The organism is Shewanella sp. MTB7 (genome assembly GCF_027571385.1).
GTDB lineage: Bacteria > Pseudomonadota > Gammaproteobacteria > Enterobacterales > Shewanellaceae > Shewanella.
In genome coordinates, this window is the sequence record NZ_CP085636.1 from 1,692,425 (window position 1) to 1,713,843 (window position 21,419).

The 21,419-nt window shown below is 43.2% G+C and carries 18 protein-coding genes and 1 tRNA gene; 8 read left to right on the forward strand and 11 right to left on the reverse strand.

The features are described from left to right. Positions 1-47: 47 nt before the first annotated feature. The 8 genes from HWQ47_RS07040 to rpsU all read right to left on the reverse strand — a co-directional run bounded on the left by HWQ47_RS07040 (position 48) and on the right by rpsU (position 10,373). Positions 48-773, reverse strand: a complete 726-nt coding sequence (locus tag HWQ47_RS07040) for an N-acetylmannosamine-6-phosphate 2-epimerase (RefSeq protein WP_269970464.1) — start codon at positions 771-773, stop codon at positions 48-50. A 234-nt stretch (positions 774-1,007) separates the two neighbouring features. Next, the gene (locus HWQ47_RS07045; protein WP_269970465.1) at positions 1,008-3,692 is read right to left on the reverse strand and encodes a sodium:solute symporter; all 2,685 of its coding nucleotides are present in this window, start codon (positions 3,690-3,692) and stop codon (positions 1,008-1,010) included. A gap of 207 nt (positions 3,693-3,899) precedes the next feature. Beyond that, entirely contained in the window at positions 3,900-4,607 is a 708-nt protein-coding gene (locus HWQ47_RS07050) for a transcriptional regulator NanR (RefSeq protein ID WP_269970466.1), read from the reverse strand. 860 nt (positions 4,608-5,467) lie between these two features. After that, positions 5,468-5,544: transfer RNA gene (locus HWQ47_RS07055), tRNA-Ile, on the reverse strand. A 370-nt stretch (positions 5,545-5,914) separates the two neighbouring features. Then, positions 5,915-7,750 (reverse strand): RNA polymerase sigma factor RpoD, encoded by a 1,836-nt coding sequence (gene rpoD / locus HWQ47_RS07060; protein ID WP_269970467.1) that lies wholly within the window; start codon positions 7,748-7,750, stop codon positions 5,915-5,917. A gap of 125 nt (positions 7,751-7,875) precedes the next feature. Further along, positions 7,876-9,603 (reverse strand): DNA primase, encoded by a 1,728-nt coding sequence (gene dnaG / locus HWQ47_RS07065; RefSeq protein ID WP_269970468.1) that lies wholly within the window; start codon positions 9,601-9,603, stop codon positions 7,876-7,878. Between the two features lie 104 nt (positions 9,604-9,707). Continuing rightward, positions 9,708-10,151, reverse strand: coding sequence for a GatB/YqeY domain-containing protein (locus tag HWQ47_RS07070; RefSeq protein ID WP_269970469.1), 444 nt, complete (start codon positions 10,149-10,151; stop codon positions 9,708-9,710). Positions 10,152-10,157: 6 nt separating this feature from the next. Beyond that, on the reverse strand, positions 10,158-10,373 hold the full coding sequence (rpsU, locus tag HWQ47_RS07075) for a 30S ribosomal protein S21 (RefSeq protein WP_012323795.1): 216 nt from the start codon (positions 10,371-10,373) through the stop codon (positions 10,158-10,160). A 375-nt stretch (positions 10,374-10,748) separates the two neighbouring features. Here rpsU and tsaD point away from each other — a divergent pair, with 375 nt between their 5' ends. Beyond that, complete coding sequence (gene tsaD, locus HWQ47_RS07080) at positions 10,749-11,762, forward strand: tRNA (adenosine(37)-N6)-threonylcarbamoyltransferase complex transferase subunit TsaD (RefSeq protein WP_269971682.1); 1,014 nt, start codon at positions 10,749-10,751, stop codon at positions 11,760-11,762. 199 nt (positions 11,763-11,961) lie between these two features. On the opposite strand, the gene plsY is transcribed toward tsaD, so the two are convergent. Next, on the reverse strand, positions 11,962-12,570 hold the full coding sequence (gene plsY, locus HWQ47_RS07085; protein ID WP_269970470.1) for a glycerol-3-phosphate 1-O-acyltransferase PlsY: 609 nt from the start codon (positions 12,568-12,570) through the stop codon (positions 11,962-11,964). A gap of 349 nt (positions 12,571-12,919) precedes the next feature. Here plsY and folB point away from each other — a divergent pair, with 349 nt between their 5' ends. The 5 genes from folB (at position 12,920) to HWQ47_RS07110 (ending at position 16,807) form a co-directional block, all read left to right on the forward strand. After that, a complete protein-coding gene (gene folB, locus HWQ47_RS07090; RefSeq protein ID WP_269970471.1) occupies positions 12,920-13,273 on the forward strand; it encodes a dihydroneopterin aldolase in 354 nt (117 codons plus the stop codon). After that, complete coding sequence (gene folK / locus HWQ47_RS07095) at positions 13,274-13,774, forward strand: 2-amino-4-hydroxy-6-hydroxymethyldihydropteridine diphosphokinase (RefSeq protein ID WP_269970472.1); 501 nt, start codon at positions 13,274-13,276, stop codon at positions 13,772-13,774. A 56-nt stretch (positions 13,775-13,830) separates the two neighbouring features. Next, a complete protein-coding gene (locus HWQ47_RS07100; RefSeq protein WP_269970473.1) occupies positions 13,831-14,631 on the forward strand; it encodes an undecaprenyl-diphosphate phosphatase in 801 nt (266 codons plus the stop codon). Positions 14,632-14,910: 279 nt separating this feature from the next. Beyond that, a complete protein-coding gene (locus HWQ47_RS07105) occupies positions 14,911-15,804 on the forward strand; it encodes an SAM-dependent methyltransferase (protein WP_269970474.1) in 894 nt (297 codons plus the stop codon). A 97-nt stretch (positions 15,805-15,901) separates the two neighbouring features. After that, complete coding sequence (locus tag HWQ47_RS07110; RefSeq protein WP_269970475.1) at positions 15,902-16,807, forward strand: L,D-transpeptidase family protein; 906 nt, start codon at positions 15,902-15,904, stop codon at positions 16,805-16,807. Positions 16,808-16,895: 88 nt separating this feature from the next. On the opposite strand, the gene HWQ47_RS07115 is transcribed toward HWQ47_RS07110, so the two are convergent. After that, positions 16,896-17,162 carry an Lpp/OprI family alanine-zipper lipoprotein gene (locus HWQ47_RS07115; protein ID WP_269970476.1) on the reverse strand — a complete coding sequence of 89 codons (267 nt, stop codon included), beginning with the start codon at positions 17,160-17,162 and terminating at the stop codon, positions 16,896-16,898. Between the two features lie 218 nt (positions 17,163-17,380). Beyond that, positions 17,381-18,622 carry a multifunctional CCA addition/repair protein gene (locus tag HWQ47_RS07120; protein WP_269970477.1) on the reverse strand — a complete coding sequence of 414 codons (1,242 nt, stop codon included), beginning with the start codon at positions 18,620-18,622 and terminating at the stop codon, positions 17,381-17,383. Positions 18,623-18,803: 181 nt separating this feature from the next. On the opposite strand from HWQ47_RS07120, the gene HWQ47_RS07125 reads away from it, so the two are divergent. Together HWQ47_RS07125 and HWQ47_RS07130 are read left to right on the forward strand one after the other, a co-directional pair. Beyond that, on the forward strand, positions 18,804-20,429 hold the full coding sequence (locus HWQ47_RS07125; protein WP_269970478.1) for an ExeA family protein: 1,626 nt from the start codon (positions 18,804-18,806) through the stop codon (positions 20,427-20,429). Next, positions 20,429-21,409 carry a general secretion pathway protein GspB gene (locus HWQ47_RS07130; protein ID WP_269970479.1) on the forward strand — a complete coding sequence of 327 codons (981 nt, stop codon included), beginning with the start codon at positions 20,429-20,431 and terminating at the stop codon, positions 21,407-21,409. Before HWQ47_RS07125 ends, HWQ47_RS07130 begins: the two co-directional genes overlap by 1 nt. Positions 21,410-21,419: the final 10 nt, after the last annotated feature.

Below are 21,419 nucleotides of genomic sequence, written 5' to 3' on the forward strand. Positions count from 1 at the left end.
TCCCTTTAGTTTTATCTGAGCTTTGGCATAGAATTTTGACCGTTTTATTATGTAGTTGTATTCTCAGTTGTGCTGCTAACCGCATTATCAATACTGCCAACAAACCATTGGGTGATATGCTCCACACGTGTAATGGCTGAACCAACGGTCACTGAAAAAGCGCCAAGTTCGATGGCTTTAGCTGCGCGTTCTGGCGAGTTATATCGGCCTTCAGCAATGACATTGATTCCTTGTTCAGCCCAGAGCGAGACTAATGGGTAGTCAGGTTCATTCGGCGTATGCGCTAAGTCGATATAACCAGACAGGGTACTGCCAATAAAAGTGCAGCCATGCTTTGCCAGCATTAAGCCTGTCTCATAGTCAGCACAATCAGCCATAGCAATACAGCCATGTTGATGAATGGCATCAAGCAGATCTAACATCGCGGTCGGGCGCTTCCTATCAGTACCATCAAAGGCGATGATACTGGCACCAGCTTGTGCTAAAGCCTTCACATCATCAATGAAGGGAGTAATACGTATTGGGCTGTCCGTTAAATCTCTTTTAACAATGCCGACTATGGGTGTAGAGGTTGTCTTGGCAACAGCGCGAACATTTTCAACACCTTCAATTCTTACCCCTTTTGCGCCACCATCAATTGCGGCCAGCGCCATAGCAACAACATGTTCAACCTTATCCATTGGGCCATTATCAACGGGTTGGCAAGAGGCAATTAACGATTGCTTTAATGACGATAACAGCTGCTTTTCCAACTTTTTATTTAAGACTGGCATACAGGTTTCCTAAAAATATATATTGATGACTACTTAGCCTCAGGATCTAGCATGGTGCATACCCAAGCTACCTCAAGATGCTCGTTTCAGAGCTCCCGCAGGGCAAGGCGTGAAGCAACATGTTTCTGCGTTATTAAATAGTGAATGAGAATAACTAGTCCAACTATTTTTGAAGACCGCCATGGATGGCGGGAATGTCGTTAATGCAGGAGCAATTAACTACCTTGAACTCTGTCACTTCACGACATGCTGAATCCTGCATTTTGAAGTGGTTTGGGTATATAAGGTGAGTCCGGTTAAATCTTTTTCCGTTGTTTTAGACGTTTGGGTTAATAAGCTGGCAATGTAGCCAACCACTAAACAAGATACTATTCCGATGGTGGCGTATAAGTAGCCGTTGGCCCAACCTAGCTGCCATGCAGATATCATGGTGGCTACGCCGGCTAAAATACCGACGGTAGCGCCAAATGAATTTGCTTTTTTTGTTAAAGCGCCAAGAACAAACAAGCCGCCCAATGCCCCCATAAACATGCCTATGACTTTAAAGTAGGCCTCCATTAATGAGCGGATTTCGGGATCAATAAAGATGAGACCTGCTAGCGTACCCAATGCGCCCATGATAAATGTTAACCAGCGTGCTGCACTCAAATACCCTTTGTCGGTTTTTACTAGATTGAACGGGCGAATAAAATCAGTCACTAAGGTCGTTGCAATAGAGTTCATGCTGGTTGATACCGTGGATTGTGCAGCGGCAAAAATGCCGGCAACGATAAGCCCCGCGACACCGATAGGCAGCTCTGTAGCGATGAAGGTTGGAAATATTTGATCAATTTGAATACTAGGGTCTAATTTCTCTGGATGTAATTGATAAAAAGCATATAGGCCTGTTCCAATGCAGAAAAACAGTAAAGCGCCAGGTACGGCTATGATGGCATTGGCCCAGATAGATTTTCTCGCTTCACTGAGATTTTTGGTCACCATGTAGCGCTGTACCACGGCTTGATCGGCAGTGTAGCTCGAAAGATTTTGCCCTATACCACCAATAACAATCACCCAGATAGACAGTGTGGTGATGCTATCTAAACTGAAATCTGCATTGACCATGGTGAATTTGTCATTGAGTAAGCCGATGTTGATGAAGTCAGATAAGCCTCCCTCTAACCCTAAAATGATGGTGACAAAACAGGTTATTGCACCAACAATTAATACGATTGTTTGTAAGGTATCAGTCCAAATAACGGCTTCTATGCCACCCATAGTGCAATAGATCAAACATAAAACGCCCATGATCAACACACTATCGCTAGCTGACAAAGGTGTCACTGCGGAAAGTGCTAAGGCGGTCAATGCCATCACAATGCCCATTCGACCGATATGAAAAAGAGTAAACAGACCACTGGCGAACAACCTCACGCTCATATTGAAACGCTTTGACAGGTACTCGTAAGCACTCGTTGCATCAATTTGACGGAAAAAAGGAATCGCTACATAGATAGCAACGGGCGCCACTGCGATAATCATCCATATGCCGATTAATAATAGCCAGTTACTTTGATAGACAATCGCAGGTAGCGCAACATAGGTTAATGAACTCAGCATGGTGGCATAAATGGAGCAGGCTGCAGCCCACCAAGGAATCGATTGCCCACCACGGAAATAGTCATCGGTATTTCTGTTTTTAAAGACAAAGAATACTCCTACCAACACCACACCAATTAAATAGACAATTAAAACGGTCATATTCACCCAGCCAAAATTCTTTGCAGGTTGTTTTAGCGATACCTGCCAAATTTGCAGTGAACCTTGTTGATTATCAACACGGTTTAATGAATACATCTCCCCGTCTGATGCGTGAATACTTTCACTGATATATTGAGGAGGATTTTGGGTGTCATTGTTAGCGGTATCACTGGTAGATTTCGTCCTAATATTGCTGGTTAAATATCGTGTCCAACTGTTGGTAATGGCATTGAATGACAGGGTATTACCTTGGTTGGTAAACGCTATTATGTGGGATTGACCAAATGTGCTTAAAGCATTAATGCTCTCTTTGAGTGTGTTTTTAGCAATAGATATATCCCCTAGATCTTGCCAGTTTTGCTTCGAACGCTTAGCTAAGGGATCAAATTTCCAATGTCGAGTCAGTGCCGAGGAGTTGTTTTGAGTCGTAAGGCCATCTTCAGATAAATGATATCCGCCCATAGCAAATATCTTATTACCACTGCCATCATTTTGTACTGCTAACTGTATCGCATTTTGCCAAGGGTTATTGATGTCAGCTAATGGCAAGGCTGGCAGCGTTTGCCATAAGCTGTTAGCAGTAAAGGATTCGATATCACTTTGATTAAAGGATAATTGCCCCTCAGTGTTGACTAGTCTGCTTAAGTCCAGTGCATAGAATTGATTATTGGCATCTGAGCCTGTTAACACATAAAGGGTATTATCAATCACTACGGCAGAAGGTGAACTCGCCGCTTTAGGTAAATTGGGTAGCGAGTAGCTATGTAATTTTTTTGAGGAGACTTGCCAACTTAATAAGTTAACTAAGGCTGATGAATTTTGTTTGGCAATACCACCCATAACAAGCGTTGCACCATTAAAGCTTGCAGCCGCAGCGAAGGCTCTGTTACCGAGTTCAGCAGTTAAATCAGTCGTAAAGACACTTTCGCCGCTGACTACGATCATGCTGTTTAATTGATGTTTGTCTGTCATGTTTTCAGCAATAAAAGGGGGGAGGCGCTCCTCAGAATGACTTCCTGAAGAGATGAGCAAACTGCTGTTATTCTTGCTGATAAAGGCGCCATGACCTATGTTCAATTGTTCAACTGAAGTCGTACTTACTTCCTGCCATTTAATAAGTGTTTGAGCACTCACGAATAATGGCATCATTAAAAATACAATAATGGCAGATTTAAACATCTTGGTAATCATATGGACTCAAGTTGCATTGTCTTGTGCTGTATACCTGTTATACCACTGGTGAGCATTTAATGCTACAAAAACATCCAAACCTATTAACATGTCTGTAAATGTATTAATAAGTTAGCACTGGAAAATGACTAACAAAAAGGCTACCCATTGGTAGCCTTCAAGTGTGATAAAATCAATCGGTAATAAGAGAGTGCTCTACTGAGCGTAATATTTTTTAAACACATATTCTAAATGTTGAGTAAGCTTCTTATCAGCCCCTTCTACATCGCGATTTTTAATGCAATTTAAAATATCAATATGATCTTGGTGGCTTTTAGTGTTGAGCTCTTTGGCATTTGCTTTGGCAGGCCTAGCATCGATAACCCAATCTACAAGGGCTTGGTGAATTGCTAAAAATATTGGATTGCCAGGTATTGAGGCGATGACACGATGGAAGTAAATATCTGTTTTTTTGAATTGGTTTTCACTATTAATCGCTTTACCATTTAATTCAAGTGCTTTGTCTAACTCTTCAATTTGCTCTTTTGTCGCAAACTCAGCAGCATGGCGTACTAAGCTTGATTCAAAGAAGTGTCTAAGCTGGTCAAAATATTGTAAGCCATTAGGTTGCGATAAAAAATCTTTCGACATACCTGATAATTCAGAAATAATAGTATCAGGTGTAGGTCGAGTTACACGGGTTCTTTCACCACTGCTAATTTTTACTAGACCTTTACGCGCCAGAGCTGCCAAAGCATCGCGAATAGAGGGCCTACCAACACCAAACGCAACCATTAATTCTCTTTCAGAGGGAAGCGGATCACCTTCAGCTATTTCTCCTTGACGGATCATCTGCTCCAACTCTTCTTCGACAGTTTGAGATAGCTTTTTTCTTTCAATGGGACGTTTAATGGTAATTGGCATCTGTAGTTCCTTAACACAGTTTCAACTAAATACTCACCTGTCTTGCTATCATACCAGTGGTAGGTAAAATGTACATAAGTCATTTTCATGCTTGAAGTTTAGACACTGATACATAGTAGAGCAGTGAACCATAACCATTGAAACTATGGCGTTATACCAAGGCCTTACAAAACTGTACCAAGTAAACCCAAATCGAAGAGATTAATAACCCAGTGTAGATGCAACTGAGAGCTTCGATTTCAGGACGAAGTTACACCCTGTGGAACTCTTCGAACGAGAGGCTGGGACGCCGAACTGGCCGTTAAACATGGACGTTGTTTGAAACCGTAAAGCGGCCAGGGATGACTCTTATGAAATCAAGAGCCAGCGTCTCGCAGAACCCTCTCAAAGAAATAGTGCACATAAGCACGCTGCAAGCGATAGAGCACAATGAAGGAATGACCTTCAACCATTCACCAAATACCAACTCAGCCAGAAGCTCAAATTTAAACTAAAGAAATGTAATCAGTCTTCATTCGAAGGCTAGTCAGCTTTGATGCATTTTTTGTGTTAGCAACTTACACAAATAAAGCCAAATTGAAGAGATAACTTTCCCGTAAATCAGCCGGTGTAGATGCGGTTGCGAGCTTCCGAAACATGGACGTTTTGGTAGAGCCCACAGGGAAGTGTTTATGGCGTCTCGCAGAAGTATCTGCACATACCACGCTGGAGGCGATAGGCAACAATGAATGTGCGACCTTCAATAATCAAACTCAATAACAATGAACCCAATTAGAAAATGTAACCAGTCTTCATTCGAAGGCGAAGGTAAATCCCAGACACAAAAAAGCCTACACAGGGTAGGCTTAATCGTTTTAAATTGGTGGCCCCTCACAGACTTGAACTGTGGACCTGACGATTATGAGTCGTATGCTCTAACCAACTGAGCTAAGGGGCCTACTTAAGGAAGTCGTCACTACCGAAAGCGAACAGAAGTATACGAGTTTTAAATGACGTTGTCACCTGTGATTTGATAAGAAATCGCAACTTTGAATTCAACTGCTTATCTGTTAATCGATATGTGTCTTTTTAATACCAATTACATTAAGTATCTGTCATTCAGCGGGAATTCAAAGCGCCTTGAATTGAAAAGTTTGAGCGCCTCTGAATTGATAACATAATGAAACTGCCATTTTTTAGTGGGACGAATGAGATTGTTAAAGTTACCAAGCCGAAATTAAAGGCAAAAAAAACCTGCCGAGTAGGCAGGTTTTCATTATTTACTTAACTTTTAGCTCTTGCTCTAAACTCTGACCCTGAGAGTATGATTACTCGTCGAGGAAAGATTTTAAGATTTCTGAGCGTGAAGGATGACGCAGCTTACGCAGTGCCTTAGCTTCAATTTGACGAATACGTTCACGTGTCACGTCAAACTGCTTACCTACCTCTTCAAGAGTATGGTCGGTATTCATGTCGATACCGAAACGCATACGCAATACTTTGGCTTCACGAGCTGTTAGACCTGCAAGCACTTCATGAGTGGCGTTCTTCAAGCTTTCGCCTGTTGCCGAGTCTAGAGGTAGCTCTAAGGTCGTATCTTCGATGAAATCACCTAAATGCGAATCTTCGTCATCGCCGATAGGGGTTTCCATTGAGATTGGCTCTTTAGCAATCTTAAGTACCTTACGGATCTTATCTTCAGGCATCATCATACGTTCAGCCAACTCTTCAGGAGTAGGTTCACGACCCATCTCTTGTAGCATTTGACGAGAGATACGGTTTAGCTTGTTGATAGTCTCAATCATGTGCACTGGAATACGGATCGTTCTTGCTTGGTCAGCAATAGAGCGAGTGATCGCCTGACGGATCCACCAAGTTGCGTAAGTTGAGAACTTATAACCACGACGGTATTCAAACTTATCAACCGCTTTCATCAGTCCAATGTTACCTTCTTGGATTAGATCCAGGAACTGTAGACCGCGGTTGGTGTATTTTTTCGCGATAGAGATTACTAGACGTAAGTTAGCCTCGACCATCTCTTTCTTCGCGCGGCGAGCCTTAGCTTCACCAATTGACATACGACGGTTGATATCTTTGATAGCAGCGATCGCAAGTCCAGTTTCTCTTTCAATAATATCAAGCTTAGTACGACAACGACGAACGTCATGCTCAACCATCTCTAAACCTTCAACATAAGGCTTTTTCGAGGCAAGTTCTTCGTCAAACCATGCGATGCTACTTTCGTCAGAGGTGTAACCTTTAACGAAGTTTTTCTTTGGCATCTTAGCTTGTTCAACACACAATTTCATGATGAGACGTTCTTGAACTCGAACTCTGTCCATCATGGCGCGCATGCTTTTGACTAAGCGATCAAACTGCTTAGGCATTAAACGGAACTCTTTGAAAATCTCACCGATTTCAAAAAGTGCTAATGTTGATTCTGGGTGTCCACGACCTTTTAGATTGATAATTCTAAGGGTGTTCTCATGGGCAGTACGAAGTTGAGTGAAGCGCTCTTTAGCTTCTTCAGGATCTGGACCTTTTGGACCTTCCTCTTCTTCATCATCGTCATCTTCAGACTCATCATCTTCATCATCAAGCTCTTCATCAGAGAGCTCTGAACCAACGTGAGTTGCTGTTGGAGCGACATCTTCAGCATTTGGGTCGACAAAACCTGAGATAATGTCAGATAGACGGACTTCTTCAGCTTCGTAGCGGTCGAATTGCTCAAGGATCATGGCAATTGCTTGTGGATATTCCGCAACGGATGCCTGAACTGTGTTGATCCCTTCTTCTATACGCTTGGCGATAACAATTTCGCCTTCACGTGTTAGAAGTTCGACGGTACCCATTTCACGCATATACATGCGGACTGGATCCGTTGTGCGGCCTAATTCGGCCTCTACTGTTGCAAGTGCAGCAGCAGCTTCTTCGGCAGCATCGTCATCGGTGCTGTCCTCAGACATCATGATGTCATCAGCATCCGGCGCCTCTTCATAGACCCGAATACCCATGTCATTTATCATCTGGACAATATCTTCGATCTGGTCAGCATCGACCATATCTGCAGGCAAGTGATCATTCACTTCTGCATAGGTTAAGTAACCTTGCTCTTTACCTTTGGCAAGCAACAATTTAAGTTGCGACTGAGGAGTGTGCTCCATAGATATCATCCAAGTTGGGTAACAGTTAAAACGATGCGCATTGATTGCTACGCAAATCGTCAATTATAGCCTTGTGTGTTTCAGTGTGCTAGTCATAAATACTTACATATTAGGTCAGATATACCTTATTTTAGCCCTTTTATGACAGCAATAAGCTTCGTCAGTTGTATCCTTTCATCTTTAGTATGGTTCTGTTTTAGACTTAGCTCTTGATATCGCTGTTCAATATATTGATTATTGAGCCAAACCAAGGTTTTCCTAAACTCGAATTGCAAGTTTTCATCCGCCACTTGATGGTCCCATTGGGTCAGCTTTTTCAGGGTGTTGACTTGCTTATCACCTCTGAACTGCTCAAGTAGTTGTGCGCTGTTTTTAACTTGTTTACGAGTTATGTCTAATAAAAGAGTCAGCAATTCTATGCCGGCCATCTTTATATGTTTCAGTGCAGGTTGCTGAGGCAAACCTTCACCTAAAAGAGGATTTTGTACTAGCAAGGCGATGGCTAATCGCAATGGGGTTCCTCGTCCTTTTAATGCTTTTGTTTGAAGCGGTTTAGCTTGCTCTTTAGCGGAGAAGCCTAACTTTTTCTTTAGCTCTTCGGCACTGTTCATCCCGAGTTTATACGCTAAGTTTTCAAGTAGTAGACTCTGTAAAACAGTGTCTTGTACTTTTTCAATTAGTTTTATAGCTTGTTTGGCCAGTGTACCTTTATCAGAACCATGTTGCTTAGCTAATGTTTCAAAAAGAAACTCAGGTAGCAGTTGTGCTTCATCAATCTGACTTTCGAACACCTTTTTTCCCACCTTGCGAACCATAGTATCAGGGTCTTCGCCTTGGGGAAGGAACATAAACTTAACTTGGTTGCCTGGTTTTAACAGAGGCAATGCCGTTTCGAGTGCTCGCCATGCGGCCTCAACACCAGCTCTATCACCGTCATAACAGCAGACTACTTCTTTGGCACTTCGCAGTAAAAGCTGAAATTGTTCAGCCGTTGTCGATGTACCTAATGATGCTACTGCATAGTCGACACCAAATTGTGCCAGTGCGACCACATCCATATAGCCTTCGACAATGAGCACTTTCTGCGCATCTCTATGCTTCTGTTTAAGTTCATAGAGACCATAAAGTTCACTACCCTTATGAAATATGGGCGTTTCTGGAGAATTCAAGTACTTTGGTGTGCCATCACCTAAAACTCGACCACCGAAACCGATAACTCGGCCTCTTCTGTCTCGAATCGGAAACATAAGCCGGTCACGAAATCTATCGTAACGTTTACCGTTGTCATTCTCTATCACCATGCCGGCGGTGAGCAATTTATCTTGTGCACTTTGACTTTGACGATAGCGGCTTAATAAACCGTCCCATCCGTCGGGTGCAAATCCAATATTGAAATGTTCAACCACTTCATTGGAGAGTCCTCGATGTGTTAAATAATCAAGCACCTTTTGTTTGTCATTGTTCTGTCTAAGCTGATTCTGAAAATACAGACTTGCTTCTTCCATTAACTGATATAAATCACGACTTAATCCTTCGTCGCGTTTGGGCCCTGTGCCTTGTTCTCTTGGGACTTCAACCCCAAGTTGACCTGCGAGGTCTTCAATGGCATCAATAAAGTCGAGCCGGTCATACTCCATCACGAAGTCGATGACGTTGCCATGTGCGCCGCAACCAAAACAGTGGTAAAACTGTTTATCTCGGCTTACGGTAAAAGAGGGCGATTTTTCGCTATGAAAAGGACAACAGGCAGAGTGATTCTTACCCGCTTTTTTTAGGGGTACTTTAGCGTCGATCAGATCGACTATGTCAATTCGAGCTACAAGCTCATTGATGAAATCACGAGGTATTGCCATTAGTCAGTAAAGAACGCCTTTCGCTATTTTGCGAAGTAAAAACTGGAACTGTATAAACAAACAAGCCGCGCAAATGCACGGCTTATTCACGCATTAAACATAAATTACTTAAGTTTTGCTCTGATCATAGCGCCAATAGCCGCCATGTCTGCTCTGCCTAAGACTTTAGGTTTTAATGCTCCCATTACTTTACCCATATCCGCCATGGAGGATGCTTGCATTTCAATAATGCTTGCATCAACTAGCTGAACAATTTCCTCTTCGGAAAGAGGTTGAGGCAGAAATTCTTCAAGAACCTTGATCTCTTCTGCTTCAATTGCTGCTAGCTCATCACGTCCGGCTGCACTGTATTGTACAATCGAATCGCGACGCTGTTTAACCATTTTGGTTAAGACCGCTATAGCCTGATCGTCATTAAGAGTTTCGCGGGTATCCACTTCAATCTGTTTGACGGCGGCTAGTGCCATACGAATAGTCCCTAAGCGTACCTTTGCTTTGGCACGCATAGCGTCTTTCATCTGTTCTTTTAGCTGATCAATTAGGCTCATAAGAGTTTAGTATAAACGTACGCGACGAGCGTTTTCGCGTGAAAGTTTCTTAGCAAGACGCTTAACAGCAGCGGCTTTAGCACGCTTACGTGCAGTTGTTGGCTTCTCGTAAAACTCACGAGCACGAACATCAGCTAAGATACCAGCTTTTTCACAAGAGCGCTTAAAACGACGTAAAGCTACGTCAAATGGTTCGTTATCGCGTACTTTAATTATTGGCATACGCCATCACCCCTTAGGTGTAGTTGTTGGGACCAATTTCTTGACCCGAGTTAATTTAAAAATGGTGCGGAATTCTATACCGAGTCCGACCACTTTGTAAAGCCAATATTGCGATTTGAATTGAGATCTTTTGGCCAACTTCCGATCATATTTAAGCCTAGCCCAAATAGCAAGGCGAATAAACAGGGGTTCGTTAAGAGATTACGGTATGAATTTAACTGTAAATTTAGTTGGTTAGCCTAGATTTTAAGCACCGTATTAATGGTGAGATCCAAACAAGAGCAAATTTGAAGTGATGAGGGTGGGATTATATTGGTATAAGCGTGCGGTAGCAGGTAGAATTGTTGCCCTATTTTGACTGCTTGACGGGATATGATGCGGGTTTTAGGTATTGAAACATCTTGCGATGAAACAGGGGTTGCTGTTTATGATGATGAGCTAGGCTTGTTGTCGCATACATTGTACAGCCAGGTAAAACTACATGCCGATTATGGTGGGGTTGTTCCAGAACTAGCTTCTAGAGATCACGTCAGAAAAATCGTTCCTCTTGTTAAGCAGGCATTAGCTGAGGCTAATTGCACTTTCGATGATATTGATGGAGTAGCTTATACCAAGGGGCCTGGATTGGTCGGTGCTCTACTTGTGGGGGCTTGTATGGGAAGAGCATTAGCCTATTCTTGGGGCAAACCAGCCATAGGTGTTCATCATATGGAGGGCCATCTGCTCGCGCCTATGCTTGAAGATGATGTGCCAGCATTTCCATTTCTTGCGCTGCTTGTTTCTGGCGGGCATTCAATGTTGGTGGCCGTTGAAGGAATAGGTAAGTACGACGTTTTAGGTGAGTCGGTCGATGATGCGGCAGGTGAAGCATTTGATAAAACGGCTAAGTTGATGGGGTTAGATTACCCTGGTGGTCCACGTTTATCGAAATTAGCTGCTGAAGGTGAAACAGGACATTACCGTTTCCCGCGCCCTATGACTGATAAACCGGGTCTTAACTTTAGCTTTTCTGGCTTAAAAACATTTGCCGCTAATACTATTGCTAAAGAGCCCGATGATCACCAGACCCGGGCTAATATTGCGTTAGCGTTTGAAGAGGCTGTGGTCGATACCTTGTCGATAAAATGCCGCCGTGCATTAACGCAAACGGGTTATCAAAATCTAGTGATTGCTGGCGGTGTGAGTGCCAATACGCGTTTGCGTAGTTCACTTGCCGAGATGATGACCTCGCTTGGGGGTAAGGTTTACTACCCTAGAGGTGAGTTCTGTACCGATAATGGTGCCATGATTGCTTATGCGGGTTTACAAAGACTGAAGGCGGGTCAAATGGATGATCTGGGTGTGAAAGGTGTGCCACGTTGGCCATTGGATACGCTTCCACCGGTATAATATTTTTTAGTTACGAGTTACGAGTTACGAGCTACGGGCTACGGGCAGTTAAAGTTGCAGAGCATTGAGATCTTGTCTTCGCTTTAGCTCGCGACTAATGCTTCGGGCTACGGTGAATAAGTGAACACCTCTATTGATTGAGTCATAGAGGTGTTTTTTTATGCTTAAAAAAGAAGATTTTTAGGAGGGAATTGACGTTCTATTTTTTAGGTTTATCCACTTTTTTGCGTGAAAACTTAGCTTCTTCACCTTTTATCAGTCTTTGAATGTTTTCTTTATGCCTGATCACGATCAAGGCCGATAACATGGTGACTGGAATAACAAATCTGTCATCGAGGTACGCGGTATAAAACGGCGCAAGTAGCGCAGTGATGATGGCTGCAAGGGAGGAATATCGACAGATCAATACCAGTAAGAGCCAAGTCCCCATCAGCAACAGTGCGAGCTCAGGACCTATGGGCGCCATAGCACCAAAAGCGGTGGCAACACCTTTTCCGCCTTTGAAGTGAAAAAATATAGGAAAAATATGTCCAAGACAGGCCGCTACGGCGATGATCCCAAGGGAAACAGAGTCTAGGCCTAAGCGGAACGCGATATAAGCTGGGAGTGCTCCTTTTAACATATCGAAAAAAAGCACCATGGCTGCAGAGCTGACACCGCCTATGCGTAATACATTAGTCGCACCTGGGTTGCCGGAACCTTGGGTTCTAGGATCGGGTAATCCACGTAAACGACATACCAATACAGCACTCGAAATTGATCCGGCCAGATAGGCGAACAATATCATTCCCAAAGTAAGTGCTGTCATGGTCAAATTGGTTTCCTTATCCTTCTTAAGGTATCATCGCGCCACAATATTTTTAAGCTACATTTATCTCGCATCACTCCCGATGATAGAGTGAGCTATTTAGTCTATAAAAACATTGAGACCAACCTGAAATTTGTTGGCGTTAGCGGGGTATTATGTCCCTTTTCTATTGAAATAACCTTGATTTGGGGCTTTTCAATTAGAAGTTAGACAATATCACTGATTAGATTGGGATTATATCTTCTTTATTCGATTTAACTTATCTGACCTCCGTGATTGACATCTAGTATATAAAAAATTCATCAGATATTAATTTTCACTATTTAAAGCGTTTATCGTTGAGGTTGTCATGGATAGGGTATTAATCAGGCAGTTAAAAATTGAAACCATTATCGGTATCTATGAATGGGAGAAACAGATCCACCAAACTTTGTTGGTCGATCTTGATATGGCTTGGGACAATAGACCCGCGGCGGCAACAGATGATTATAAACATGCACTCTGCTATGAGACGGTATCAAATCGCTTGACGGCACTCATTACAGATAAGCCTATTGAGTTGATTGAGACTGTGGCTGAAATGATTGCAAGCTGCCTAATGAGTGAGTTTACTGTGCCTTGGGTTAAAGTGACCGTTATGAAGCCGGGTGCTGTACCCACCGCTGTTGCTGTTGGTGTAGAGATTGAGCGAGGACATACTTAAATGAGCGCAAGAATATTTATCAGTTTGGGCAGTAATATTGAACCTGAGCGTTACATTAAGGCCGCGTTAAGTGAGTTGAGTTACTATTTCGATAATCTGCTTTGTTCATCGGTTTTTGAGAGTGAATCCGTTGGGTTTGATGGCAGTAACTTTTTAAACATGGTGGTGGCCGTCGATACTGATTTAAGTATCCCAGACGTTATTGCCGTGTTTAAGAAGATAGAGCAAGCCCATGGTCGTATTCCAGGGGCAAAGAAGTTTTCCCCGAGGAGTTTGGATCTTGATCTACTGCTTTATGATGATCTTGTCACGCAAGATCCGATTGAATTACCAAGAGCTGAAGTCTTAACTAATGCCTTTGTACTATGGCCTTTGGCGGAGATTGCACCTGAGTTGGTGCATCCCGTGGCGGGTCAACGTTATCAATCCTTATGGGATGATTACGATAAGACTAAGCAGAAACTTTGGCCTATTGCATTTACTTGCCCGCAAATGGCATAAAGCAGACATAAGGTTACTTAAGTAACCCGATCATAGATACATTTTAAAGGAAATTCATGGACACTTTTCAGGTCATCGTATTAGCGCTTATTCAAGGCTTGACCGAGTTTTTACCCATTTCAAGTTCGGCACATCTTATTCTACCTTCGCAACTTTTTGGCTGGGAAGATCAAGGCTTAGCATTTGATGTAGCCGTTCATATCGGTTCGTTGTTAGCGGTGGTACTTTATTTTCGTAAAGAGGTGGTGTCGCTATTAACCTCTTGGATTTCCAGTATATTTAAAGGTAAGCAAACTGACGATAGTAAGCTTGCTTGGTGGATCATTTTAGCGACGTTGCCTGCGGTTATTCTTGGTTTTACATTGAAAGATTTGATTGAAGAGTATTTACGTGGTCCGGGCGTTATTGCCATTACTACGGTTGTTTTCGGTTTGCTCCTGTGGTGGGCGGATAGAATGTCTCGTTGTGAGCTGACTGAATACCAAACGGGTTGGAAAAAAGCATTACTGATCGGCTTCGCTCAGGCGTTGGCACTTATACCTGGCACTTCTCGCTCAGGCGCGACGATCACTGCGGCCTTAATGTTAGGCTTAGGTCGTGAAGCCGCAGCTCGATTCTCCTTCTTAATGTCGATACCGGTTATTTTAGGTGCGGCTTTATTGATGGGTAAAGATCTGGTTGAAAGTGGCCATGCCATCGACTACACCTCATTGGCACTGGGCATCCTTGTTTCATTTGTGGCAGCGTATGTTTGTATTCACCTGTTTTTGAAAATTATCAGCCGTATGGGAATGACGCCGTTCGTTATTTACCGTCTGGCATTGGGCGCAGTGTTATGCGTCTTTATATTTGCATAATACCAACCAGTATAAGAAAGTGAGCTACTCAGAGTGGTTTTTGGTAAACTAATTCAAGGCGAATGGATGATGGAATGGTGATCCCTTATGAAGTCATTCAACGCAGAAGTAGACAACCAAAAACACTCCTAAAAGGCGAGTTTTAGCACTTCTGATACTGTGTTAACGAGTTTAAACGTAGAATAACTATGTTTCACACTCGTTGCCTTGTCTCAGAAGCGATAAACTCTCGCTGAGCGATCATATCTTTATATTGATTGGTATAAGAAAAGAGAAATCATGAAAAGTCTTTACCTTTGTCCTAAGTGCGAACAACCTCTGTTAATTCATGAGACTTCTCAAGGGCTGCACTGCTGTAAGAAACACCATTTTGATAAGAATGAAAATGGTTATTGGATTTTTAGTCAGGCTAAGAAACCACAAATTGATTCTAGGCAGATAATGAGAGCGAAACGGTTCCTGTTGGAATCTGGCATTTTTCAACCCGTTGTCGACGTCATCGAAACGATGATACAACAGGCAGAATTCGCTGAAGGCCCGATTAACTATTTAGATTACGAGTGTGGTGAAGGTTATTATTTAAGAACCATTAAGGACAAGTTAACCCAGAGTCCTAAGGGTGAAGAGCTTACACAAAGGCTGAATGCTTACGGGATCACCGAGGCTGAAAATGCGATTTTTTCAGCAGCTAAAATCCAGTCAGAAGCGAATGCTGAAGCGCAAGCACAAGATGAAACCGTCGATACAGAAGCGACTGATAGCCATTTTATCGTCAGTACATTAAAGAAGTTGCCTTTTGCCAGTGAAAGCTTTGATTTGATCACCTTGATTGATAAACAGCTTAAAGGAAAGGAGTTAATCAGGCTGTTAAAAACGGGTGGGTATCTCATTCAAGTTTCACCGGCGCCGCGCCATTTATGGCAGATAAAGTCGATGGTTTATCCTGAGCTAACTGAAAAAGAGCTGGCTTTACCTAAGTCGAGTGAGCTTGAGTTACTGCACACTGAACAAGTGAGCTTTACGCTGTCTATCGATGGAACCCAAGCTTTAGCATTACTTGAGATGACGCCATATGCTTGGCGTGCTAATGAGAAAGTGCGTAAACAGTTAGCAGCAAGCTCATTTGATCATCTTGAGATCGATTTTCTTATTAGTTTATCTAAGAAGATATAGCCAAAGGTTTTCTTAAGCTTCGGCTCAGGTTAGCCTTTGGTTAAACGTGTATATTTCACATAATCAGTACTAAACACAATAGGAAGTAGAGTTAATTATGATGCGAGTCATGTTGTGGTTCATTGTAAGCTTAATCCCTTCAATTGCGTTGGCAAATGTATACCCATTACCAGAAAAAGGCAGTCGCCTTATTGGCGAGGTTCAGGAGCATATTGTCGTTAAGGGAGACTTCTTCCAAACCATCTCGAAACAATACAACATTGGTATCCTTGAACTCATGGAGACCAACCCTGGGGTCGATCCTTTTCTGCCGACTGTAGGCTCAAAACTTGTTATTCCTACTCAGATGTTGCTGCCAGATGTTCCTCGTACCGGAATTGTTATTAATTTGCCTGAGCTTCGTCTTTATTACTTTCCAAAGAATGGTAAAGAGGTACATGTTTTCCCTGTTGGGATAGGGCGTATTGGACGTGAAACGCCAGAAATGGTGACTAAGATTAAGTCGAGGATCCCTAATCCAAGCTGGACGCCACCTGCGAGTATTCGCAAAGATCACCTAGAAGAGCGTGGTGAAGTTCTGCCACGGATTGTACCAGCAGGACCTGATAACCCTTTAGGTAAGTATGCGATGCAACTTTCCTATGGCGATGGCAGTTACTTAATTCATGGAACAAATAAAGATTTTGGTATCGGTATGCGTGTTAGCTCTGGCTGTATTCGCCTAAATCCTGATGATATCGAATGGTTGTTCAATCAAGCTAAATATGGCGATTCTGTCAGAGTGATCAATCAGACAGTAAAGATATCTTCAGAAGCTAACGGTGAGCAGATTATCGAGGTTCATTCGAACTTATCTAAGTCTGAGACAGATGTAAGTAGAGATAAGGTAGTGAGCTTGACAGCGGGGATTGTTAAGTTTATCAGTCAGGACAGTGTTGATAGCTTTAAGGCCAATGATGCCCTGTTAGCGCAAGATGGTTTACCGGTTAATATTAGTTTGTAGGGACGGTTTGTTACTGCTGTGAGAGGTATATAGCAGGGGATTAGATAAGGATATATCGGCAACACTGAGTGTTGCCGATACAAACAAATTACTTCTTGTAAGAAGAAGCAATATTGTCGATACGAGCATTTGCACGTTCAGATTCTGCAACACCAACTAATGCTGCAGCAGTAGCTTCTTGAACATCAGCAGAAAGAGAACCTTGCTGAGACTTAAGTGCGCTAACTTCTGTAGATAGCTGGTCAACTTTGTTGCCAAGGTTAGCCACACTTTCTTCAAGAGCAGTAGTGTTTGCACAGCCACCTAGAAGGGCAGTCATTGCTACGCCAGCGATCATAAGTAATTTTTTGTTCATTGGGAAATCCCTTTTATATAGGTTGGTTAATTTGTCCAGCGGTACATTACAGCTGGTCACCTTGATTATGTCATAGCTAGTGTAATTTACTACGAATTTTCATGGTTAAGTTTGAATACCTTAATGAATACGGTCAAAAAAGCAAGTTGCACTTTGGATTTTTGACCGTTAAATGCCTGAGAATAACACTTACAGCCTATTTAATTAGCAAACCGTACTCAGTGTATTGAGGGATTGTTAACGTTCCTTTTAAATGCTGTGATAATTTCAATACGTTTTATCTGTAGCTGCTGTTTAATTTCAGCCCCTTGAAAACCGGCCTCTATAATGGGTTTAACGGCTATCGAATTGGCGGCCTTAAAACTCTCTTGAAGGTATTTGGCTTGTGGGTAGGGCTGTTCTTCAAATCCTAACCTGCCTCTGGCATCGGCTTCACAGGCTTTTGCAAGTTGCCCAAGCCTGTTGGGTTTACGCCAAAGATCGGCTTTATCAAATATCTTTATCAAGGTTTCTGGGCGTAATTGTTCAATATTATGGATGTTCTGATGTTGGTCACAGACCAGTAGAGCTAAATCTCGGTATTCATTCGGCACCTTGACTCGAGTACAAAGTGCTTTAATAAGTGCTAAGCCAGATTGACCATGGCCATGATGTTTTGGCAACGACTCTTTTGGGCTTAATGCTTTACCCAGATCGTGAACTAATGCTGCAAATCTGACGCTGTTTTCATCGGAGATCTTCGCCGCTTGCTGTAACACCATCAGAGTATGTATGCCCGTATCTATCTCCGGGTGCCACTTTTCTGGTTGAGGGACGCCGAAGAGTGCATGGATCTCGGGAAACAGAATTTCAAGGGCATGGCATTGATTGAGTACTTGAATAAATATGTGTGGACTGTCTGTTGATAGTGCCTTGTCAAGCTCAAGAAAAACACGTTCAGGCGTAAGGGCTTGAAGCTCACCACTTTGACTAATGCGAGTCATAAGTGCGAGGGTTTCATCGGCTACAGTAAAACCGAGAGTATGAAAACGTGCGGCAAACCTAGCGACTCTAAGTACCCGCAGTGGATCTTCAATAAACGCATCAGAGACATGACGAAGCAGCTTATTCTCTATATCTGCGATCCCATTATAGGGGTCAAATAGTACACCTTTGTCATCTTGTGCAATGGCATTGATGGTGAGATCCCGGCGCAGAAGATCTTCTTCAAGTGTCACATCAGGGCTCGCGTCACAGCTAAACCCCCCATAACCTCGACCCGTTTTACGCTCAGTGCGGGCTAAGGCGTACTCTTGCTGTGTTTTAGGGTGGAGAAAAACAGGGAAGTCTTTACCGACCTGTTTATAGCCGAGCTTGAACATCTGCTCAGGTGAAGCGCCGACCACCATGTAGTCACGATCTTTAATGGGGAGTTGGAGTAAATTGTCGCGCACCGCGCCACCGACCAGATAAAATTTCACTATTTTGGGTCACTATATCTTTTAGTGTAATGCTTGAAGCTTATCATGCATTGAATAGGCCTGAGCCGTTAATTCTTCGCTATTAGAAGCATTTTTGCATCCATTTTTTGACATGCTGGACCGTTAGCTTTAATTTGAACTGATTTTTTATTATTTTGTCGTTATAAGGATAGATAACTGCATGTACAAGGCGTTTTTTGGATTAAGCGATAACCCTTTTTCAATCGCTCCGAACCCTCATTATCTTTTCCTCAGCGATCGCCATCGTGAGGCATTAGCGCACTTAACTTATGGTTTAGGTGACACTGGGGGATTCGTTTTGTTAACCGGTGAGGTGGGTACCGGTAAAACCACGGTTTCACGTTGTTTGCTTAACCAGTTACCAGAGAACACCGACACTGCTTTTATTCTCAACCCCTCTTTGACTGAGGTTGAACTACTGGCGACCCTGTGTGATGAACTGTCTATTGGGTATGAGAAAGACCCAAGCCTGAAGCAGCTCACGGATCTGTTAAGTAAATACCTGCTCGCTAATCATGAGAAGGGCCGTAATACCGTCTTGATTATCGATGAGGCCCAACATCTAAGACCTGCAGTGCTCGAACAGCTTCGTTTGCTGACAAACCTTGAAACCGACACTAAGAAGCTTTTGCAGGTTATCCTAATCGGTCAACCTGAACTTCAGCAGTTACTGAAACGTCAAGAGTTACGTCAATTAGCCCAACGGATCACCGCAAGGTATCATCTACTGCCGCTAACGCTAGAAGAGGTTGGCTTATATGTGCATCATCGACTGCAAGTTGCCGGGCGGCATGAGCCCCTGTTTAACCAAGGTGCGATTAAGGCATTGCATAAATACAGTGGTGGCATTCCTCGTTTAATTAATCTGTTATGTGAGCGCGCCTTGATGGCAAGCTATGCAAAATCAACGGTTCCTGTTGATAAGAAAATGGTTATCTTAGCGTCTGCCGAAGTGCTAGGTGAGGATATCAAGCAGACAAATTATCTTGTGCCCACAGGGATAGCAGTGGCAATAGGACTGTTCTGTGTCTTAGGTTATTTAGTATTGTCTAACCCAGATGTTGCGGCAAGAGATTCAACTTTAACAACAGTGGAGATTAAGCCTGACGTTAAAGTTGGTGCCATGGCTGAACCACAAAGACAGCGCGGTGAAGCTAAATCAGATACAAATCAACGAGTGCTCAATGAGGCCATCGCCAATAGCCGAAATATCGATACAGCCTATGCCAGTATTTTTGGCTTGTGGGGTAAGGTGCCCTATATAGGCTTATCAGCTTGTCAGGCGGCCCAGCAGCAAGGTTTGTCTTGTTTTCAACAACAAGGAAACTGGAACTCCTTAATTAGGCTAAACTTTCCGGCTGTGGTGTATCTAGTCGACGGACAACAACAGGCCTTTTATGGCACTGTGGTGTCAAGAAGTGGCGACCAACTGCTGCTTCAGCTTAATGAGCAACAGCTCTGGGTCGATAGAGATTGGTTTAATCGTCATTTTAGCGGTACATTCGAAATACTCTGGCAGGCACCCGGTGGGCAACCCCGTGAGATAGGGCAAGGTTCTAATCTGGCTCAGATACAGTGGTTGGAAAATAGCTTGGCCAAAATTGATAATACAGCGCCACGTTTGGTGGATCGGTTTGATACTCAGTTGGAGGAGCAGTTAAAACGCTTTCAGCGCAAACATGGTTTAAGAGCTGATGCTATTGCCGGCAGTCAAACGTTAGTGCAACTTAATTTGTACCTTAGTGCTCAAGGCCCAAGGTTAACGCAAGCTAAGGGTCACTTCTAATGTCGATTCTACTCGATGCCGTTACTCGGGCTAAACAGCAAAGTTCAGATATTAACCTGGATCCTGTACTCACCCCCAGAGCGCAATATAAACAACTTAGTAAAACCCAAAACAAGGGACTGCTTGTTCTGCTCACCGTCATTATTTTAACGCTACTGGTGGTCATAGCTTGGATAAGTCGTGATCAACCGCCGGAGTCAGTCACTGACGTAACCATTGAGCCTCAAGCCGTTGAGTTAGTTGTACCTGCAATGGCTCAAAATCATGTAGCACAAGATGAAGAACTTAATTTATCAAGGGGCGGCATTCAGTTAGCAGGCAAAGTTGCTCTGCCTATCGCGTCGATTATGCCGATGCGCTATCAAGAGCCGACAGAGCCTAAAAGCGTTAGCGCATCAGTTAGTCGCTCTCCTGCATCCTTTGGTGACCAAGCCGTGAGTGAGCCGATAATACTTGGGGCTAACGCGAATCACAAAGGTCAGGAGTTGTTAGCATCGCTTAAATATCAGGTTGATTCGGCGGCAGAAGATTTAGGTTTGAGTTACGCTGCATCGAAGCCAGTCGCTGAGTCAGAGCCTAAGACAAAGTTAAGCCCATCTCAGTCAGAAACCTCTCCCCGAGATTATCAGAGTGAAGGGAATTTGTTAGCCGCATTTGAAGCAGCATTAAAAGAGATTGAAATTAGCAAATCTGTCGCGACACCTGTGACTGAACCTAAGCTGGATCCGATCCCAACCCCTCAGCAAGATACGCTGCCAAAGTATGGTCAACTACCAGCAGGTCTACAACTTCAGGTTCCTGAATTCAGTATTAAGGCTCATGTATACGCCAGTGACCCGAATAACCGTTGGCTCAATGTTGATGGTGCTGAACTGCAACAAGGTGACACCATTGGCGGTAAATTAGAGATTATTGAAATTCGCCCAAGAGATGTGGTGTTGTCGATACAGGGGACTAAGTTCAAGGTGCCAGCGATATAAGGAAGCACCT

What these genes read in the sequence shown, in the direction of transcription:
- HWQ47_RS07045 (WP_269970465.1), bottom strand. Translation starts at nt 3,692, where the DNA reads ATGTTTAAATCTGCCATTATTGTATTTTTAATGATGCCATTATTCGTG.
- HWQ47_RS07050 (WP_269970466.1), bottom strand. Translation starts at nt 4,607, where the DNA reads ATGCCAATTACCATTAAACGTCCCATTGAAAGAAAAAAGCTATCTCAA.
- folK (WP_269970472.1), top strand. Translation starts at nt 13,274, where the DNA reads ATGAGCGCAAGAATATTTATCAGTTTGGGCAGTAATATTGAACCTGAG.
- tsaD (WP_269971682.1), top strand. Translation starts at nt 10,749, where the DNA reads ATGCGGGTTTTAGGTATTGAAACATCTTGCGATGAAACAGGGGTTGCT.
- dnaG (WP_269970468.1), bottom strand. Translation starts at nt 9,603, where the DNA reads ATGGCAATACCTCGTGATTTCATCAATGAGCTTGTAGCTCGAATTGAC.
- folB (WP_269970471.1), top strand. Translation starts at nt 12,920, where the DNA reads ATGGATAGGGTATTAATCAGGCAGTTAAAAATTGAAACCATTATCGGT.
- HWQ47_RS07100 (WP_269970473.1), top strand. Translation starts at nt 13,831, where the DNA reads ATGGACACTTTTCAGGTCATCGTATTAGCGCTTATTCAAGGCTTGACC.
- plsY (WP_269970470.1), bottom strand. Translation starts at nt 12,570, where the DNA reads ATGACAGCACTTACTTTGGGAATGATATTGTTCGCCTATCTGGCCGGA.
- rpoD (WP_269970467.1), bottom strand. Translation starts at nt 7,750, where the DNA reads ATGGAGCACACTCCTCAGTCGCAACTTAAATTGTTGCTTGCCAAAGGT.
- HWQ47_RS07040 (WP_269970464.1), bottom strand. Translation starts at nt 773, where the DNA reads ATGCCAGTCTTAAATAAAAAGTTGGAAAAGCAGCTGTTATCGTCATTA.
- HWQ47_RS07125 (WP_269970478.1), top strand. Translation starts at nt 18,804, where the DNA reads ATGTACAAGGCGTTTTTTGGATTAAGCGATAACCCTTTTTCAATCGCT.
- HWQ47_RS07070 (WP_269970469.1), bottom strand. Translation starts at nt 10,151, where the DNA reads ATGAGCCTAATTGATCAGCTAAAAGAACAGATGAAAGACGCTATGCGT.
- HWQ47_RS07110 (WP_269970475.1), top strand. Translation starts at nt 15,902, where the DNA reads ATGATGCGAGTCATGTTGTGGTTCATTGTAAGCTTAATCCCTTCAATT.
- rpsU (WP_012323795.1), bottom strand. Translation starts at nt 10,373, where the DNA reads ATGCCAATAATTAAAGTACGCGATAACGAACCATTTGACGTAGCTTTA.
- HWQ47_RS07130 (WP_269970479.1), top strand. Translation starts at nt 20,429, where the DNA reads ATGTCGATTCTACTCGATGCCGTTACTCGGGCTAAACAGCAAAGTTCA.
- HWQ47_RS07115 (WP_269970476.1), bottom strand. Translation starts at nt 17,162, where the DNA reads ATGAACAAAAAATTACTTATGATCGCTGGCGTAGCAATGACTGCCCTT.
- HWQ47_RS07105 (WP_269970474.1), top strand. Translation starts at nt 14,911, where the DNA reads ATGAAAAGTCTTTACCTTTGTCCTAAGTGCGAACAACCTCTGTTAATT.